This window comes from Paenibacillus sp. PK3_47, from assembly GCF_023520895.1.
Lineage (GTDB): Bacteria > Bacillota > Bacilli > Paenibacillales > Paenibacillaceae > Paenibacillus_AQ.
The window spans coordinates 2,937,635-2,955,868 of the sequence record NZ_CP026029.1 but is presented as its reverse complement, the minus strand read 5'-3'; the positions used below and the strand labels follow the sequence as shown (position 1 = coordinate 2,955,868).

The 18,234-nt window shown below is 52.2% G+C and carries 12 protein-coding genes and 1 tRNA gene; 3 read left to right on the top strand and 10 right to left on the bottom strand.

From position 1 onward, the window contains the following. Positions 1 to 39 precede the first annotated feature (39 nt). The 6 genes from iolC to C2I18_RS13160 all read right to left on the bottom strand — a co-directional run bounded on the left by iolC (position 40) and on the right by C2I18_RS13160 (position 10,600). Positions 40 to 1,065 carry a 5-dehydro-2-deoxygluconokinase gene (iolC, locus tag C2I18_RS13185; RefSeq protein ID WP_249901596.1) on the bottom strand — a complete coding sequence of 342 codons (1,026 nt, stop codon included), beginning with the start codon at positions 1,063 to 1,065 and terminating at the stop codon, positions 40 to 42. A 1,521-nt stretch (positions 1,066 to 2,586) separates the two neighbouring features. Continuing rightward, on the bottom strand, positions 2,587 to 3,600 hold the full coding sequence (locus C2I18_RS13180; protein ID WP_342760343.1) for a LacI family DNA-binding transcriptional regulator: 1,014 nt from the start codon (positions 3,598 to 3,600) through the stop codon (positions 2,587 to 2,589). 561 nt (positions 3,601 to 4,161) lie between these two features. Then, positions 4,162 to 4,974: a 5-deoxy-glucuronate isomerase gene (gene iolB, locus C2I18_RS13175; RefSeq protein WP_249901595.1), complete on the bottom strand. Its 813-nt coding sequence runs from the start codon at positions 4,972 to 4,974 to the stop codon at positions 4,162 to 4,164. A gap of 38 nt (positions 4,975 to 5,012) precedes the next feature. Further along, entirely contained in the window at positions 5,013 to 6,059 is a 1,047-nt protein-coding gene (gene iolG / locus C2I18_RS13170) for an inositol 2-dehydrogenase (RefSeq protein WP_249901594.1), read from the bottom strand. A gap of 238 nt (positions 6,060 to 6,297) precedes the next feature. Further along, entirely contained in the window at positions 6,298 to 7,440 is a 1,143-nt protein-coding gene (locus tag C2I18_RS13165) for a glycoside hydrolase family 88/105 protein (RefSeq protein ID WP_249901593.1), read from the bottom strand. Positions 7,441 to 7,459: 19 nt separating this feature from the next. Continuing rightward, positions 7,460 to 10,600 (bottom strand): alpha-mannosidase, encoded by a 3,141-nt coding sequence (locus C2I18_RS13160; RefSeq protein WP_249901592.1) that lies wholly within the window; start codon positions 10,598 to 10,600, stop codon positions 7,460 to 7,462. A gap of 157 nt (positions 10,601 to 10,757) precedes the next feature. Here C2I18_RS13160 and C2I18_RS13155 point away from each other — a divergent pair, with 157 nt between their 5' ends. Then, complete coding sequence (locus C2I18_RS13155; protein WP_249901591.1) at positions 10,758 to 11,666, top strand: helix-turn-helix transcriptional regulator; 909 nt, start codon at positions 10,758 to 10,760, stop codon at positions 11,664 to 11,666. Between the two features lie 82 nt (positions 11,667 to 11,748). Here C2I18_RS13155 and C2I18_RS13150 read toward each other — a convergent pair whose 3' ends face one another. Together C2I18_RS13150 and C2I18_RS13145 are read right to left on the bottom strand one after the other, a co-directional pair. Continuing rightward, a complete protein-coding gene (locus tag C2I18_RS13150) occupies positions 11,749 to 13,173 on the bottom strand; it encodes a VanZ family protein (RefSeq protein WP_249901590.1) in 1,425 nt (474 codons plus the stop codon). Between the two features lie 250 nt (positions 13,174 to 13,423). Continuing rightward, positions 13,424 to 13,507, bottom strand: a tRNA-Leu gene (locus C2I18_RS13145). Positions 13,508 to 13,701: 194 nt separating this feature from the next. On the opposite strand from C2I18_RS13145, the gene C2I18_RS13140 reads away from it, so the two are divergent. Beyond that, positions 13,702 to 15,492, top strand: a complete 1,791-nt coding sequence (locus tag C2I18_RS13140; RefSeq protein ID WP_249901589.1) for a helix-turn-helix domain-containing protein — start codon at positions 13,702 to 13,704, stop codon at positions 15,490 to 15,492. Between the two features lie 104 nt (positions 15,493 to 15,596). On the opposite strand, the gene C2I18_RS13135 is transcribed toward C2I18_RS13140, so the two are convergent. Next, positions 15,597 to 16,514 carry an AraC family transcriptional regulator gene (locus C2I18_RS13135; protein ID WP_249901588.1) on the bottom strand — a complete coding sequence of 306 codons (918 nt, stop codon included), beginning with the start codon at positions 16,512 to 16,514 and terminating at the stop codon, positions 15,597 to 15,599. A 497-nt stretch (positions 16,515 to 17,011) separates the two neighbouring features. Here C2I18_RS13135 and C2I18_RS13130 point away from each other — a divergent pair, with 497 nt between their 5' ends. Further along, positions 17,012 to 17,461 (top strand): LSm family protein, encoded by a 450-nt coding sequence (locus C2I18_RS13130; protein ID WP_249901587.1) that lies wholly within the window; start codon positions 17,012 to 17,014, stop codon positions 17,459 to 17,461. 112 nt (positions 17,462 to 17,573) lie between these two features. Here C2I18_RS13130 and C2I18_RS13125 read toward each other — a convergent pair whose 3' ends face one another. Next, entirely contained in the window at positions 17,574 to 18,167 is a 594-nt protein-coding gene (locus C2I18_RS13125) for a lysozyme inhibitor LprI family protein (RefSeq protein WP_249901586.1), read from the bottom strand. Between the last annotated feature and the right edge of the window lie 67 nt (positions 18,168 to 18,234).

The window sequence follows — 18,234 nt, the reverse complement described above, 5'->3', positions numbered from 1 at the left end:
TCTAATGATGTATGATGTATTGCAGCTGTTCTGCTGCCGCTACAGAGCGGCACGAATGTCCGCTGCAGAGTCCACTTCTTCGTTGGCTTGCAGGAAATTCTCCAGCTCTTCCAGGGTCGGCATGGCATCCGAGCAGCTGTGGCGGGAAATTACGATGGAGGCCGATGCGCTTCCGCGGCGCATGGACTCCGTTACGGTTGCGCCCTGCATAAGGCTGTGTATAAAAGCCGATGCATAGGAATCACCTGCTCCGAACGTCTTCAGCACCTTGGCCGGGAAAATACCGCTCCGGTGGCTCTGCCCATCCGCCGTATAAGAGATCGAACCGCTTCCGCCGTGCTTGATCACAACCAGCTTCGCCTGATGCGAGAACCAGCGGCCGGCCGTTGCCTTATCATCTCCGCCCTCCGCATGGTACAGATTCTCCATCATGTCAAATTCCTCGCGTGTTCCGATGATGCAGTCGCATTTCTCTGCGGCCAGATTATAGTAGACAGCTGTTTCTGCAGCCGATTTCCAGGTATATGGGCGGTAATCCAGATCGAAGAATACGGTAACGTTATGCTTGCGGGCAAATTCCAGCGCCAGGAACACCGCCTCGCGGGATGGGCTCTGGGCCAGTGCCGTGCCTGAGATCAGCAGTGCCTTCGACTGGCGGATGTAGTCTTCCGAGATCTCCTCCGTATCAAGCAGCAGATCCGCCACATTATCCCGGTACATCAGAATGCTGCATTCCTGCGGGCTCCGTATTTCGGTAAAAGCAAGCCCGGTCACTGCACCGGTACGGTCAATACTTACCTGACTGTCGTCAATGCCGTTCTTCTGCAGATAGGTCCGGATGAAGCGGCCCATCTGGTCATCGGCGATTTTGCCGATAAACCCGGTGCGCATTCCGAGCCGGGCCGCACCAATCGCAATATTCGCAGGAGAGCCGCCGACATATTTCGTGAACGTCATCGTCTCTTCCATCGGTCTTCCGGTTTCGTTGGCATTTAAATCTATACAGAGCCTTCCGACGGCGATTAAATCCATGGGCCGGGCAGGATCAAACTGTAAACCGTTCATAATAAGCCTCCTTAAGCAAAGCTTCAGTGAGTGTGTCGATTATGAGTGTTTGTGGAGCTTCAGCCAGGTATTAAGGGTCGGGGACGTTTTATTTCACTTTTTGCAATCCTTATTCCGCTGTTTTCGTTTTCTTCTCCTTCCCCTTAATCCGCTGGATCAGCATCGCAACCGCCAAAAATCTGGAGTTTTTTAAAGATTAACAGAGTTTTCAAATTCAACCTGATTAGGAGAATAAATTCCAGTGAACGGGACTACTCGTGCCCTACGGGGCAATATCTGATATAACAGCTGCTCAAAAAACCTGGAATAGTATAGCCGCGAATGAAGAGACTGAGCGAAAAAGAATCCGTGGAATTCTCTTTGTGTTGAGAGTTAATTTGTTAAATAGCAGTGGGGTGGGGTAAGCGCTTAACCTAATTTTCTTTCTCAGTATAGTGCAGAAATTATGATTTGGCAATCACAATTTTGAAAGCGTTAACTAAAAATTTTATTTATACTGTATACAAACGGTCAGCCACGCATAAAAAGGCCTGTTCCCCCGCCGCTATACGGGAAACAGGCCATCACCAGAAATTATGATGCTAGCAAACTACCAGGAGTTATCAGCAGCATGATAAGAGTTACCGGCTTCCTAAACGGAGTAACCGGCAACCAAAGAGTTACTGGCCCCCTATTAGGAGTAACTGGCAACCTCTGCGGGGGGATGCACAGCGTTTAATTGTATTTTCTGCACTTATACCAAGGTGAGCGGCCGGATTTGAGATTTTAACTGTAGTCTGTGCAGCTAAAAATGGGGCAAAGCCCCCTTTTCCCGTTCAAGCCGTTTTTTAACTGCAGAAAATGCAATTAAAAGCCTCCCGGCGCGCGAATAGAGGCTTTTAGTTGCATGGAGTGCAGTTATGTTGATAGCTAAGATAAAATTAGTCCAAGTGCTGTACGTATATTGCAGAAAATACAGACTTGTTGATTAGCCGCGTTATGGAAAATGGTCTCTGGGAGCGCGTATAGATTAAGCTAAGTGGAAATTCTCCATCTAATCCTCCGATAAATCCCGGTATTACAATTCTTGTTGGAAAAACTCCACTTAAAAGTACCGAATGAGTCCTTCGAGGCCTTTATCCGCCCAAATAACTGGAGAATTTCCAACTAAAGCTCATAAATGATGAAAAACAGCAGAATTAGGTGGAGGAAATCCAATTAAGCGCTGCAGCTCTCTCGCTGATGCAGACTTTGCCACACCCCATTACTATTTTCTGACGAATCCCCAAAGCTGAACCTAATTAGAACGCAATTTGGATCACCCGTTCGTGTAAGTAAGGGGCCATAGCGATCCGGCGCCAGCTATTCAAGCTATCCGAGCTGTTCGAGCTGTTCGAGCTATTCGAGCTATTCGAGCTATTCGAGCTGTGCAAGCTGTTCGAGCTACTCAAGCTATTCGAGTCATTCAAGCTGTTCAAGCTACTCATGCTATTCAAGCCATCCAAGCTCCATCTTCCAGCAGGAAAAGCACTGCCAATTACTTCAATCCGGTGCCGGGCCCGTAGAGTGGCGGACAACCAGCTCCGGCATCAGCATGATTTTGCGCTTGGGGCTGTCCGGATTGTCGATGGATTCGTTCAGCAGCACCATCGCCTGATCCGTCATCTCGCGGAGGGGCTGGGCGATGCTGGTCAGTGCCGGGTGGCAGATTTCGGCCAGCATCGTATTGTCGAAGCCGATGACAGACAGGTCGCGGGGGATGGACAGGCCTCTGCTGCGTGCCTCCTTCAGCACGCCGATTGCCAGCAGATCATTGCAGGCAAAGATCGCAGTCGGCCGATGCTCCTCATCCTGGCCCAGCATAGCTGCAGCCGCTGTGCGCCCGTTCTCCAGTGTAGCCGACGTATGGGTGATATTGGCCGGATTGCCGAAGGGTACTCCGGCATCCTTCAGCGCATCCAGGAAGCCCTCCGAGCGCAGCTTGCTCCCCGGCAGATTGTCGGAAATGATGCCCAGCCTGCGGTGCCCCAGGGACAGCAGATATTCTGTCGCCTGGTATCCGCCCTTATAGTCATCTACCGTGACACTGTGGCTCTCGATCATCCGCAGATCTGCGGAAAACAGCACGAGCGGCACCCTGTCGGCCAGCAGGCGGCGGATCATATCCGGCTCTCCGATATGCGAAGCAATAATCAGGCCGTCCACCCGTTTGCGCAGAAGCAGCGAGATATACCGCTCCGCCTTCTCGTCATTGCGGTCCGTACTGCACACAATCAGATCGCTGCCCTGTTCCTGGGCATAATCCTCTATACCGCGGGCCGCCTCGGCAAAAAAAGGATTGGCGATATCCGGAATCATCAGGCCAATCGTACCTGTCCGGCGGCTGGTCAGCGCAGAAGCGACCAGACTTGGCTGATAATTCAGCTCCTCCATGATCCGCTGGACCTTCTCCCGCGTTTTCTCGCTGATTCTCCCGTTATTGTTGAGCACTTTGGACACTGTAGCAATAGAGACGCCCGCCTCCCGTGCCACATCATATATGGTAGGTTTCATCATCTGTAAGCCCGCCTTTACGTTCTTGCCGTTGTATAACTCGATTATAGGGAACTAGTCCGGCAGTGTCTATGCAGCACAGAGTCACGTCAGTTATAGTTAGTAGTCAATTATAGTTAGTCACATCAGTTATAGCCAGTTGTCAGTTACAGCTAGCCGCAGTCATTTACAGCCAGTTACAGTCAGTTAGTTGCAATCAGTTACAGCCAATTACAGTCAGTTAGTTGCAGTCAGTTACAGCCAATTACAGTCAGTTGCAGCCATTTGCAGTCAGTCACATTCAGCTACACTCAGTCACATTCAACTACACTCATCACATTCAGTTACATTTAGTCACAGTTAGCCTCAGTCAGTTACAGCTTCAGTCCAGCCGCCTGCCTAAGCCTCCCCCTCTCGGCCACCAGGCAGTTCCAGGCAGTTTCAGGCAGTTCCGGGCCGTCCGCACTACCAGCCGGACACAGGTAACTCAACACCTGCCTGGCAATTTGCCCAGGCAACTGCGCAAAAGAGGCCTCCGTATCCGGAAGCCCCCCTGCCACTGCATTTGCGTTATTGCCGGCTGACTTACTCCGGGCGTGTTCCAAACAGCCATTCGTGATCCGGATCGTTATGAAATACCCAGGTGCGGACCGGTCCGGCCATTACGTTAAGATAATACGAATCATAGCCCGGGGGCGCAGATACCGGATGATAGCCTTCAGGCACCAGCACAATGCTGCGGTCGGGCACGGCCAGCGTCTCGTCAAGACTGCGGTCGTCATTGTACACCCGCTGCACAATAAAGCCGTTAGCAGGATTTACCCTGTGGTAATACGTCTCCTCCAAATAAGACTCCGCAGGCAGGTTATCCCGGTCATGCTTGTGCGGAGGATAACTGGACCAGTTGCCGCCGCCTGTGCGCACCTCCACCACCAGCAGGCTTTCAGCTTCACTCTGCTCAGGCAGAATGTTCACTACCCGGCGCGACATGCTGCCGAAGCCGCGGTCTTCAGGCACGGCATCAGACGGAGCGATCAGCCTTGCTCCGTATTTGCCGCTCCCCGGCGCAAGGCAGACGGCAAGCTCCAGCTCGGATAACGCTTTAACCTCGTAGTCCTTCCCGGCTGGAACATATACCGCATACGGGGCTATATCCTCGAACACGGACATGCGCTCGCCAATGCCTTCGAACCGCTGGCCGTCCACGCTCACATCTGCCCTGCCGGCCAGCAGCACCAGACAGATTTCATTCTCTTCATCCCGGCGGTTCAGCACACCGCCGGACTGCAGCTGGTACACTTCAAAGCCGACGTATTTCCATCCGGCACTTTCCTTGCTCACTGCCGCGACAAGCCCGTCTTTGCCGGGCTGCCCTCCCTTAATGAGTAAATCGCACATTGTTATCGGCCTCCTCGGTCCTCTGGTTATGCACACGCTTACAGTGCTTGTGCTGCTGCGACTTCCCCGCTCGCAGCATTGGACAGCTTGACCGGAAGGCCGGTCAGATGCGATTGTCTGGCCGCTTCGGCAAGCCGCTCCGCCTGCTGCCCGTCATGGCCGCTGCAGATCACAGGCTCATTCAGACTGACCGACCGGGCAAAAGCGGCAATCTCATCGGTAAAGGCCTGGTTGTACCGCTCCAGAAAGAAATGCAGCGGCTGATCGCGGGTGACCGAAGATGCGGTGGACACCTCCACTGTGGTCGCCCGGCAGTTGTCTGCGGTGGCCGAACCAAGGGAGCCGAACACCTCCACACGCTGGTCATAGCCGTAGACAGCTTTCCGGCAGTTATCAATGACGCAGATAGCCCCGCTCTCAAAAGTCAGCGTAATAACGGCTGTATCCACATCCCCGCAGCGGCCGAACATCGGATCGACCAGATTGGCACCCCGGGTATATACCTCCACCACTTCTTCACCCATCAGGTAACGGGCCATATCAAAATCATGAATCGTCATATCCATGAACATGCCCCCGGAAGAAAGCACATATGCCTCACTTGGCGGCTGAGGATCACGGGAGGTGATCTTTACGACCTGCGGACTGCCCAGCTCTCCGGCTTCTACCAGCTGCTTAAGCCTGCGGAAGCTCGGATCCATCCGGCGGTTGAAGCCTACCTGGAGCAGCACGCCTTCCTCCTCTGCCACACGCAGCGCCTGGCTGGTCTGCTCTGAAGACAGGCTGATCGGCTTCTCGCAGAAAATATGCTTTTTCGCACGGGCCGCCCGCTCAATCCAGTAAGCATGCGAGTCCGTCGGCGTGCAGATGAACACTGCGTTAATCTCGGGGTCCTGCAGCAGCTCTTCCCCGTCTACAAATATAGAACCAAGGCCGCGGCTCTCTGCCCAGGCCAGCAAATCTTCAGTGACCATAGCCTCAGCAATAGATTTCAGCTTAAATGACGGCATCAGACGCAGATTATCCGCATGCAGGCGGCCGATCCGGCCAGCCCCGATAATGCCAACTACGATTGGATTTACCATGTTCGCTTATCCTCCCAGGAGTAAGCGCTTAACCATCCCGAGATCAGTATACTTCAAGCCGTGCCAAAGCTACAAGCATTATTTTTTATACTTTTGCCGTGGCATGCAGCTATACTGAAAGTACATTCCGGCCATAATTATTCCATCGCAAATAGCCTTACGCAGCATTTCATCAGACCCACCTCAACCGCGATGTTCTGTACGATTTGCACACAGCCGCAGCCTCCCGTGTTCAGCCTCAGCAGTAATACAGCGCTTCACCGAGCGCTACCAGAGCCATCGCCTGGCCATAGGCCATAGGGGCGATCAGAATTTCCTTGTAGTCCTCTTTCCGGACACCGATCGGGGTGCCGCCGGATACGCCAAGCACTGTGCCTTCATCATCTATTCTGCCCAGCACCGCCCGGATGGCCCGGAGCGCAGGCTCTGCATAACTTTCCGGGAGGAGCCCCTTGCGCGAACCGTGCAGAATGCCTGCAGCAATCGCCGCAGAGCCGGACGTCTCCGTATAGCTGTCCTGGTCATCCAGCAGTGTATGCCACAGCCCGTCCCCGCTCTGGCAGGCCAGCAGCGCCTCAGCCTGGGCCTGCAGCACCTGCTGGAGATAAATGAATACGCCGTCCGAAATATACGGGCGCATCAGGTCAAGGTACTCCGGCAGGCCGAGCGCGAACCAGCCGTTGCCGCGGCACCAGAAGGCTTCGCTGAAATTATGCCGCTCCTCAAAATGCCAGCCGTGGAAGAACAGCCCCGTCTTTTTGTCATATAGGTATTTAATGTGCAGCAGCAGCTGGTGCAGCGAAGTTTCCCGCCACCCGGCATTGTCGTACTTTACACCCATCTTCGCCGTGAACAGAATTGCCATGAACAGCGTATCAATCCAGATTTCCTGCTCATGAAGCGTGAGCTCCTGTTTGACAGCGCCTGTGGTGACATGCTGGTAGCCCTGCTCCTTCGTCCGCGGCAGGTCCTGCATCAGCCAGTTGACCCAGTCCAGGCTCAGCTCCTCCGCCTCCGCAAGCTCCATTAACGACAGCAGCGGGGCTGTTGTATTAATGTTCCGGCTGGGCAGCCCCAGCTTCAGCTGCCGCTCCATCCACGGCTTGGCATATTCACGGTAACGGTCATCTCCGAACAGCCGCCCAAGCTTCTGAAGCCCGTACAGCCCCACGCCCTGCGGCCAGTCCCATTCATCCATTCCGAAATCACGGGCAAAATAGCCCCGCCGTTCCGCATCCCCGCCCAGGCTTTGCATCTCCGCTTCGTTGTCCGGCCGCGCAAGTCTCAGCAGCTTTTCCGTCACTTTATCCAGCTTCCCGGTTATTTCCGCCTTGTTAATCAAGCTGTTGTCCATTTGCCGCCCCGTCCCTTCTTCAGCCATATTGGATTGCCTTTAAAGGCTATGCTTTCCCCATCTGTATTCTGAATGTCCTGATCTCATAAGGCTTGATCGGAAACTCAAAGTCATCCTCCCGCCACTCTCCCTGCGGCTCTTCCATCAGATTGCATTCCTGCCAGGCTGTGAGCGGATAGGCGCTCTCCACCCGCACTTGTGTACGCGATCCGGCATATTCGTGCAGGCGCAGTACGACATGGCTGCCGTCCTCCGAGCGTTTTACGGCATCGATCAGCACATTGCTGCCCTTGATGGAGAACAGCGGCGCTCCGCCCAGATTCCCGGCCACCGTACGCAGCGGATTGTTAAGCTCCCAGGCCTCCTGGACCACCCTGCCCTCGACAAAACCGCCGGTGTGCGGATAAAGCGCATAAGTGAAGCTGTGCAGACCCTGATCCTGCTCCGGATCCGGATGGACAGCCGATTTCAGCAGCGTCAGCCGCAGCACACTGTCCTTAATGTCATAGCCATATTTGCAGTCATTGAGCAGCGCTACACCATACCCGGTTTCACTGACATCCGCCCACTGGTGCCCCACCGTCTCAAACCTGGCATAGTCCCAGCTTGTATTCCAGTGCGTCGGACGCTTCACGTTGCCGAACTGGATATCATAGGTCGCTTCCAGCGCATGAATATCTACCGGGAAGGCTACCTTCAGCAGCTGGTTATGCCCGTGCCAGTCCATGACCGTGCGGAAATCAATCCGGGCCGTATCCCGGTAAAATATGATGTGCTGGGTAACCGACGTGCGGTGGTAGCTCCAGGTCATGCGCAGAACAGCGCGCAGCGGGCCGTTTTCAACCAGGGCGCATTCATCGAGCTGCGTAATTTCCTTCATTTTCTCCTGGTAAAAGAGATCTATATCCCAGGCCTCAAAGTCCAGCGGCTTGTCTTCAAACACCTGAAGCACATTGCCGCGCTGCCCGGGCGCCAAAAGCTCGCGGCTGTTAACGCGGTCGCGTATGGACGTGAAATGCCCCTGTTCGTTCCAGGTCACCTCAATTAAAGGTGTCTTCAGGCTGCTGCCATCGGCATCTGCCAGCATTGCCCCGTGCTCCGCTCCGGTGTTGTCCTGCTCCTCCGCCTGGGCCTGCAGCACCGCCGTACCAAGTGCTGGCACCGAGGTGACATACAGCAGCCTGCCGCCGTCCGCCGTCCGCTGCTGCTCCAGAGGCATTCCATCTGCATCGCGGATGATCTCTGCCTCCCCGCCCGCCATTTCTGCCGGCAGCTCCACATAACGCGGACGGTCCCAGCCTGAGCTGTTCAGCAGCGTGAGATACTTCCGGCTGACATGATCATCCCCGGCTTGACCGCTGCCGTGAATCAGCACCAGCGCCCGCTCTTCTCCTTCCGCGTATTCCCGGTCACTGTCCTCATAGACCTCTTTGATCGAGGATCCCGGAATAATGTCATGGAACTGGTTGCGCAGCAGGATCTCCCAGATGCCCCGCAGCTCCTCCGCCGGATAGGCAGTTTCCAGATTTCCCTTTCTTACACCGGCCAGCGTATGCAGCCACTCGGCATCCCGCAGCAGGAGCTCAAGGCGCCGGTTATATTTTTTATTGCGGGCTTGGGAGGTATAGGTGCCCCGGTGGTATTCAAAGTACAGCTCGCCGTTCCATGTATGCACATAGCCGTCTGTATTCCGGATTCGCTCCTGAAGCCCCGCAAAATACTCGCCGGCGCTGCCCGTCTTGATTGCAGGCATTCCCGGAAGCTTATCAAACCGCCTTCTCAGCTCCAGCATTTCCCGTGTAGGTCCGCCGCCGCCGTCACCCCAGCCGTAAGCAAACAGCAGGTGATCATTGACCTCCTTGTCCTGGTACGAGTTCCAGATTCCCCGCAGCAGGCCTGCAGTCATCCGTCCGTTATACGTATAAGGAGCCCCGTTCTTCTCCGAGGTTGTAATAAAATGGGTCAGGATCTCCGATCCGTCCATTCCCCGCCACCAGAAGGTGTCATGCGGCATCCGGTTGAACTGGTTCCAGCTGATTTTGGTCGTCATGAAGGTGTCGATGCCTGACTTGCGCAAAATCTGCGGCAAAGCCCAGCTGTACCCGAACACATCCGGCAGCCATAAATATTTGCTCTCGATACCGAACTCTTCCCGGAAAAAGCGTTTGCCCGCCAGAATCTGGCGCACCAGCGACTCGCCTGACGGAATATTGCAGTCCGCTTCCAGCCACATCGCGCCTTCCGCCTCCCAGCGGCCTTCCTTGATCTTCTCCGAGATCCGTGTGTACAGGTCAGGATAGTCCTTCTTCAGATAGTCGTACAGCTGGGGCTGGGGCTGCATGAACTGATACTCCCGATACTCTTCCATCAGCCGCAGCGCGGTGGAGAAGGAACGGGCAATCTTTTCCCGTGTATGCTTCAGCTGCCACAGCCAGGCTACATCAATATGTGTATGGCCGAGTGCCGTGAGCGTAACATCAAAGGTTTTGGGCATGGCTTCAACCGCCCGGTTAAGGCTGTCACCCGCGCGGTACAGCGAGAGTCTATGTTCTAGCGATCCCGGCTCTGACCAGTCAATTTCGCGGAAGGCGTCGTTCAGCGCTTTTGTGAGCCACTGCTTCTCCGGCTGGTCGCTGCCCAGATACCGGCAGGTGTCAAGCGCCGCCTGGGACATAAAGAACAGATCATCAATGGCTTCGTCCAGATAGCCGATCATGGCTTCGCTGATTTTATGCTCCTGGATAACGGGTGGCCCGCCGCCCTCCAGACCCGACCACAGCCGAAAGACCAGCTCCACCGTCTGCCCGCCTAATTCCTGGCTAAAAATAACCTCTCTATGATTATTATCCACGCCCTGGTAGGGCTCTCCGTTCACAAACAGCAGCGCTTCAAACCCGGAATTATTGAAGCTTCCGGATTTGCCGAAGTCAAAGATTCCGGCGATTTTGCAGCCCTTCTGGCTTGGAGGCAGCTTCACCACCGCCCGCAGCCAGATATACAGATCCCGTCCGGCCCAGCGCTCCTGCAGCCTGATGGTATCATGGAAAGAAATCTCCCGGGGATATACACCATTCGCTCCAGCCTCATCCTCGGCAAACTCCAGCTCTGTAATCTCCATTACCTTGCGGTATCTGAACTTTCCGATTTCAGCCTGACGCCGCACCAGCTTTTCCTCTGTCCAAAACATCCGACTCCACCTCCTGTATCCGCTTTCACCTTGGACTATAACAAACAACAGGGCTCAAAAACTACGTTGTTTTTGCTATTGTATCCCCTGATTATTGCAAATCTTGCTTTTGGGGGCATATAATTGGGTTGGAATCCACAAACAAGGCGGTGCGGTTATGCTTGAAAGCGACCTTTTGTATGAGCAAGGATATAGCGTACGCATCAACGCTCCGGGCGATCCTCTGTTTTATTATTTTGATTATGACGAGCGCTCCCATGACATCAATATGGAGTTTCAGCATTTTCATGATTTTTACGAAATTCATATTCTGCTGGATTCCAGGGCCACCCACGTTATCGAGGGAAATATGTATGCCCTCCGGCAGTACGACATTGTGCTGCTCCGTCCGCATCTGCTGCATAAAACCCAATATCCTGTGGGCCCTCCGCATAAGCGGCTGATCATTAACTTTGCCATGCCCAAAAACATCCCGGGCCTTGAGTCCGCCTACAAAGAAATGTTCCTCTCTTTTAAAGAAGAAGTGCCGATTTACCGCCTGACCCGTGAACCCCGCAGAACTGTGTTCGAGCCTCTTAACGCTATTTTCACGATGTCCCACAGCGCTTCCCCGCTGAACCCTGTGCTGATTCACAGCCTGTTCCAGCAGTTTTTGTGCGCTTTATACCAGCAGCGGAGCCGGAACAGCTATGTGCAGGAGGAAATCGGGGACAGCCTTACACAGAAAATTTATTCAATCACCGGTTACATCCACAGCAATTACAGCGGGGAGCTGACGCTCGATTCGATCTCCAGAAAATTTTACATCAGCTCCTATTATTTATCGCATCAGTTCAAGGCAATCACCGGCTTCACCCTGACCGACTACATTCAGATGACCCGGGTGCGCAATGCCCAGCAGATGCTGATCTACAGCAAGCTCAAGATTACCGTGATTGCCGGGCAGTGCGGATTCAACAGCTTCTCCCAGTTCAACCGAGTATTCAATAAGCTCAGCGGCATGTCCCCCTCACAGTTCCGCAAAGGGCAGAGCGCAAGTCCGGCTTCAGCCCTGTTATCTTACTAAGTCGTACACCTCCGAACAAAAAAGCTGCCATGAGTAACCATGACAGCTTAGGGCAGTTTTATCCTTTAGAATCCAATGAATTCTATATGGCCGGTATTTGAGTATTCCAATCTTCTCCGTTCACCGTTCCGCTGAAGTTGTAGACCGGCTGGTAATACCCTTTTGAATCATAGGTGTACTCAAGCTCAACTTGCTCAATGCGCAGCAAATCGCCTTTCTTCAAATCGTTATATATATAGAAGTTCCCCTGAAGGACTTCCTCATAAGCCTGTGCCGGGCTGATTAACTCTGCTTTACGTACGTATTTATTCTCGTTCATAGCATGGAACAAATCGAGGGGAGCCTTCTGACCCTCAGAAGACGGAATCAACATAATCATCCCCTCTGCAAAATCCTTCTCGTTCTCCGCAATCGCGGCCACAGGTTGGCTAATATCCCATCTCAGCGTATCCCCGCTCTGTATGCTGAAGACGGCGCCCTCCGGAAGAATATCGTTGGACCGCATCCAATTTTCATAGAATTCTTTATGCTCTGCTGTTTCTGCTTCACTCATCGTGAGATTCCGGTCGCCCTCGATATACAACTGCCACCCGCCGTCCTTTAAGTTATAGTTGAAGGTGTACGGATTCCCGTCACGGTCCACGAATGACCAGATCCGGTTCATTCCATCAATCCGGTTCTCCTCCTTACGCTGCAGATCGAAGGACCGCTCGACAAGTGCCGCCATCTCCTTTCCATACTCCAAATCATAGATCCTTTCGCTGACATAAAGTGACGCCGGCTCTGCCTCTTCCGGAAGCTCGGCCTTAAGTTCAACCCCGACTTCGCGCATATCCTGCTTAATGGCCGGACGGATGGACAGATTGCCAAGCTCTTTATTCTGATAAACGGCTATTGCACCAGTGAACAATAGAACAAAAACCAGCGGAATGCATAGCGCAAGCCCTGCTGAACGAAAAGCCAGCTTTCGCTGCTTTACACTGTCTAATATGGCGTTCATCATCAGGTAGCCTGCTATACTGCCAATCGTGTTGTGCAGGATATCGTCCAGCTCAAATATGCCTCTGCGGCTAATCATTTGGAAAAGCTCAATACCGATGGTGACAAACAGAGAAGTCAAAAGCACACGAGTAAAACGCCGGGTTCTCATCCCAAGAAGCGGAATTAGAAATCCAAGCGGCATGAACATCAGCATATTAAAAATAATTAGCTGAAACTCGCTTAGCGACCATTGATGCCAGGCACTTAGATAACCGCTGAACAGCCGGAAATTAACCCACCCTTCAAAGTTCTGGCCCCTGCTAAAGGTGGTCAACACCATTACGATACCGAACCACATGATGAGCAATAGAGCGGTTATGCACTTTTTTAGCGGTAGCCTTCTTTGCCCGCCCTTCTTGCGGTATAAAGTATAAGAGAGACCCAGAGCTCCTAAAACCGCCAGCCCAACAATCAATACCTTAGACAGAATAGGCAGCAGCGCGCTGATTACACCTTGAAAATCCATGTTATATTACCCCCATTTTACGTAGGACAGGTTGTATGATATTCCTAATTAAGAAGCCTACTGTATAAAAGACGGAGCTAACCCGCATTATGTATCAGCATTTGAATGAATTTTCTATATGCGACATGCCTCAATAAGGCAAGAACGGAGCCCTTCAGGATCTGTAATGGCATGTTTTGTTTTACCCGCATTACAACAAAAAAGCTTCCGGCTGCCCTTACGGACAACTCGGAAGCTTTCTTCATTAGGATGCGGTCGAGAGGACTCGAACCTCCACGGTATTGCTACCACACGGACCTGAACCGTGCGCGTCTGCCAATTCCGCCACGACCGCAAATTTAAATCTCTTGCAGCACAAGAAATAATATATCATGAATTTTGGAGGATGGCAAGGGGTTTTATAAAAAAACTGGTTCAACTAGCGGTTGAGGTATAGTGATGCTTTTACCGCTTTTAATCGCTGGTCATCAAGCCATATGGAATTATAATGAAATTACGACGTCGAATTTTAATCCAGGAGACGAAAATATGATCAATGTTGAAAATGTAGGTAAAAGGATCGCCATGCTGCGTAAAGAAAAACATCTGTCACAGGAACAGTTGGCTGAACAATTACATGTCAGTGCCCAGGCGGTATCGAAATGGGAAACCGGCAGATCACTTCCTGAAACGGCTACTTTGCCGCTGCTCTCCAGTATTCTGGGTCATTCCATTGACAGTATTCTGCTGCCGCAGGAGCTCGCTGTCCTCTCTGCAGTCTACACGGATGGAAACGAGCATCTGGATGTGACCCATTTTATAAACCAGTTTATTACCGGTAACCAGCTCTCTTTAACCATCAGCGATCAGACCTTTCCTTACAACCTTCACAGCGACAGACCTAAGTTGCTCATAGTCAAATACGAGACACCATCGGGCATCTACTCCAATTATGTACTAATGGACCAGCATCTCGTTATAGATACTCATTCAAAAGGATACCAAACTGGCAGCAACAAATTAGAAATTATCTATGCCGCTTACGGTAATGATCTGGCCTGCCGCGATGTTCTGAGTAAAATGAAGCACTATGCATATTTTCAGTGGAAGCAATTCACGGTCAGCCAGGAGTTTTTCCCTGGCCGGATTGATCATCAGGGCAATGAATATCTCCTGCTCGTCTATTTGAATGCAGAAGGTATCTATACCGTAAGCTGTGCAGAGGGTGGAGTGATGCATTATAATCCGGATCAGAGCCATCTATTTACAGGCGCAGCTCTCCATAATCATTATATTGTCGAAAATATCGGAAGTTTAAGTTTTGGCAAAGGTATGGATTGTTCCTGGGCAGGTGCTCTTTATACATCATTGTCCTCTATGGGTGTGGAGACCAATTATGAAGAGGTGATGGGTGTTTCGGGAGCTTGCTGGAGAATTGCCTTTGATCCGGTATGGGATTACAGCTCAGCCGATGCTCTTGTTGCCTATGACTATGCCACCCCTGCATTCAGCGCCTTCGGGATTGATGCCAGCTTTGCAGGCCATCCTACGCCGGAAGAACGTAAACTGGAGAAGCAGAAAATCATGGAGTGTATCCGCGGGGGGCGACTGCCGATTGCTATCAATCTTAGGGTTGCGCCGGAGTGGGGGGTTATTACCGGATATTTGGACAACGGCAGCACCCTGTTATGCCGGAGCTATTTTGATGACGAGACCTTTAACGAACTTAAGAATGATCCTGAGTTTCAGGAAGATATGAACATCAGTAAAGGCTATCTGTATGTGGACCAATGGCCGTATAAGCTAATTCGGATAAACGACCTAAGCCCTGCTCCCTCTGCACTGGACAATTTATATGCTTCACTTCGGATTAAGCTGGACTCCATGCAGATCCCGGTGAACAACAGCTATACTCTGGGGTATGCAGCTTTTAGGATCTGGCGGGAGGGGCTTCTAGATCACCAATGGTACCAATCTGCTGATGACGAGACCTTCGCGCGCAGAGGCGGTGTGAATCACTTTTGCATGATGGCACTGACCGATGCACGCAGAAGTGCTGCCGCTTACTTGCAGGCGTCACTGCAGCATGTACAAAACCCTTCCGCCCACCCCGTACTGGAAGAACTGGGTGGTATATATCGGCAAATTTATATGCTGCTTGATCATTTTTATAGAAATATGACTGAACCGGCTGTCCTGCAGGGAAGTTCTTCAGCCAAGCAGCTTTGGAACCGGGAACACCGGGAGGAGCAGGCCGGACTACTGCACACCGTAACCAATTTAGAACGCAGAGGGGATGAGTTGGCCGCTCAGATCCTGAATATCCCTACCGAAAGTTAAACATACATTGAACCCGTCCTCCACAGCAGTACACTGAAGAATAAAGGACGGGTTTCTGTTACTACCTGGTGTTCATTCCTTAAAAGCCAGCCACAACCGCCGGCTTACTCCGCGATCCCGCTAAGCTTCTTCACCGGCCGCAGCACCGCATAGCCGTAGCCCTCGGGAAAATGGCGCTGGTAATCCTGCTTATTCTCCTCGTCCCAGGCATATCCCATCACCCCGGGATCATAGCTCCAGGCGACCTGCTCCACTGTCCGCATCACGGCACCGTTATCCTTGAGATAATCAAACGGCGGATGAAAAAAGACCAGATATTCCGAAGCCGGGATCTCTTTGCATTCCATGCCCTCAGGAATCTCTCCGCTGTAATCTGCCGGTACCGGGATGCCGTATAAATACCCCTTTTGCCCATTCTGATAAAACCATCCGGCTGTCTGCCCCAATTGTCCGGCAAGCGTATGATGGGACATACTCTCAAGCGTGCCGGCAATCTCGTCACAGTCATGACCGTTATTCCAGAACCCGCCGTAGTTGTGCGAATTCAGATCCCATATCCCAATGAACTTATGGGCAGGTATGAATTCAAGCTTGATCTCCGCTTCCTGCAGATGAACTTCCCTCATTTTATCGCGCTCCCTGATCAGATAGTGATAAGGCGAGAATACTTCAGCACGGATGGCCAGCGGAATGGGCCTTGGTGACTTACGGTAAGCACCGGGCGTGACCCTGAAGGCTTTGACAAAAGCCCGCGAGAACGCTTCCTGTGAGGAGAATCCGTATTTGACTGCAATATCCAGTATGCGCGTATCACTGTCACGGAGCTCCAGAGCGGCACGGCTGATCCGGCGCTGCCAGATATAATCCCGCAGAGTCATCCCGGTCAGGGCATGAAACTGTCTGGTACAGTAGTAGGGTGAATAACCAAGCTGTTCTGACATTCTCATCAGTGTCGGCGCCGACGTCAGATCCCCGTCAATCCAATCCACCATCCGCTGGACCAGCTCATTCCATTCGTACATTGAAGTCTCCCTCCTTTCACTGCTGATCTTAACAAAGGCATGGGGGTACAGTTTTGATCTGAAATGCAGTTTCACATGACTATCCAAGCTAGCGTAGAGCACACACTTATCACTCTAACAGGAATTTCTCCATTTAATTTCTCCATAAGTACCGGTATGACAACATTAATGGGAAAAACTCCGCTTAATCAGCCTGATTTCATTCAAAAGTGCCTGTAAGCTTAGAATTAACGGGAGGTTTTCCATCTAACAATAATAAATCATAAAAAACAGAAGAATTAAGTGGAAAAAATCCCACTAAAATTTGAGCCCCTTCCAGGGCAGACAATGGTTATAAAGCCTTCTCCTAACACACGCCCCATGAAGTAAGTTCCGTAGCAGATTGAATAAAATTCATCATCCGCCTGAAATATTCCTGCCCTGTACGATACACGAGCACAAGCAGTATGCAATTCCCTGTGTACTATAAAGTAAATAGAACAATGAGGTGATCTTCGATGGCGAGTTCAGCAAAGGTCCGCAAGCAGGCCAAACGCCTCAAGGGCCACAAGGTCTGCATCACGCTGCATGACGGCCGTTCCTATGTCGGATGGATAACCGGACTGGAAAAAGAAGCCCTGATTCTCTCGCATCCGCCCGCTCCCCGTAAACCGCAGCGCAGCCGCAAACCGGGAAGGACTCCTTCCCGTCAGCATTTCCGCCAGCAAAAAGCAGAAGTATCCGCATTTATGCCGCTCTTGGGTTCCCTCCTTGGCGGCGGAGGCGGCGGAGCTGCACTGGGCGGGCTGGCAGGCGGTGGAGCCGGGGGATTCGGCGGCTTACTGGGCGGAGGCTTGCGCCTCTTCGGTATAGTCCAAAAGGCGATGCCGGTCATGAAGATGGGCTACGGCATGATCAAACAGATCAAGCCTTTTATGGAAGGACTGAAAGGTCTGATGGGACGGTAAAATGTAAAAGGACCCTAAGAGAACATGCTGCTTCTCTAAAGGGTCCTTTTGTTATAACGTCCTGGAGTTCCGGCTAATCCGGATAGAGAATCTTCTGAAAATCACTGCACAATTACTTCATATACTGCTGAACCAGCTCATAGCATCTTTCCTTCGTAACACTGGCCAGAGTCGCTGTATATTCCAGCGCTTCCATAGTGCCGCCTTCATACGCTAACGATGCTGTCTTCGCTGTCTCGTCTCTGTAGGCGATCCAGTCCAGCTGTGCTTCCTTCAGCTCCGCCATTTCGTCCTCAGGCAGCTGTCGCTTCAGCTCACTGTAAATATCATTCAGCGCTGTATCCCAGCGTTCATATTCTTCGCCCGCTGCTTCGTGCATAGATGCTGTAATTCCTTCATCGTACAAGGGCTGCAGATCCTTGAGCCCTGCCTCTATATCATCCAGCTTCTGCAGGTACTGCTGCTGTGTCTGTGAAGCTGCAGCGCCATCTGCCGCTGCAGGCGAAGCTTCCGCCGGCGCTTCTGTGCTTTCCGGCGCCGGTGTTGCTTCCGGCACAGTTTCCTGTGCCTGCTTGGCGGTGGCCTGTACTTGCTGCGTCTGCTCCGGCGCCGCCGTCTGGTTCCCGGCACTGTTCCCGGCATTGCTGCCGCATCCGGCGAATACGATACTGCTGATCAATAACGTTAATAGAAGTTGCTTTTTCATGATTAGTCCTCTCCCTGTCATCTGAATATAGTCTGTGTTGGCATAGGCGGTTAATCACTTAGACGAA

Coding starts and splice junctions, on each gene's coding strand:
- iolC (WP_249901596.1), bottom strand. CDS start 1,065: ATGAACGGTTTACAGTTTGATCCTGCCCGGCCCATGGATTTAATCGCC.
- C2I18_RS13180 (WP_342760343.1), bottom strand. CDS start 3,600: ATGATGAAACCTACCATATATGATGTGGCACGGGAGGCGGGCGTCTCT.
- iolB (WP_249901595.1), bottom strand. CDS start 4,974: ATGTGCGATTTACTCATTAAGGGAGGGCAGCCCGGCAAAGACGGGCTT.
- iolG (WP_249901594.1), bottom strand. CDS start 6,059: ATGGTAAATCCAATCGTAGTTGGCATTATCGGGGCTGGCCGGATCGGC.
- C2I18_RS13165 (WP_249901593.1), bottom strand. CDS start 7,440: ATGGCTGAAGAAGGGACGGGGCGGCAAATGGACAACAGCTTGATTAAC.
- C2I18_RS13160 (WP_249901592.1), bottom strand. CDS start 10,600: ATGTTTTGGACAGAGGAAAAGCTGGTGCGGCGTCAGGCTGAAATCGGA.
- C2I18_RS13155 (WP_249901591.1), top strand. CDS start 10,758: ATGCTTGAAAGCGACCTTTTGTATGAGCAAGGATATAGCGTACGCATC.
- C2I18_RS13150 (WP_249901590.1), bottom strand. CDS start 13,173: ATGGATTTTCAAGGTGTAATCAGCGCGCTGCTGCCTATTCTGTCTAAG.
- C2I18_RS13140 (WP_249901589.1), top strand. CDS start 13,702: ATGATCAATGTTGAAAATGTAGGTAAAAGGATCGCCATGCTGCGTAAA.
- C2I18_RS13135 (WP_249901588.1), bottom strand. CDS start 16,514: ATGTACGAATGGAATGAGCTGGTCCAGCGGATGGTGGATTGGATTGAC.
- C2I18_RS13130 (WP_249901587.1), top strand. CDS start 17,012: ATGGCGAGTTCAGCAAAGGTCCGCAAGCAGGCCAAACGCCTCAAGGGC.
- C2I18_RS13125 (WP_249901586.1), bottom strand. CDS start 18,167: ATGAAAAAGCAACTTCTATTAACGTTATTGATCAGCAGTATCGTATTC.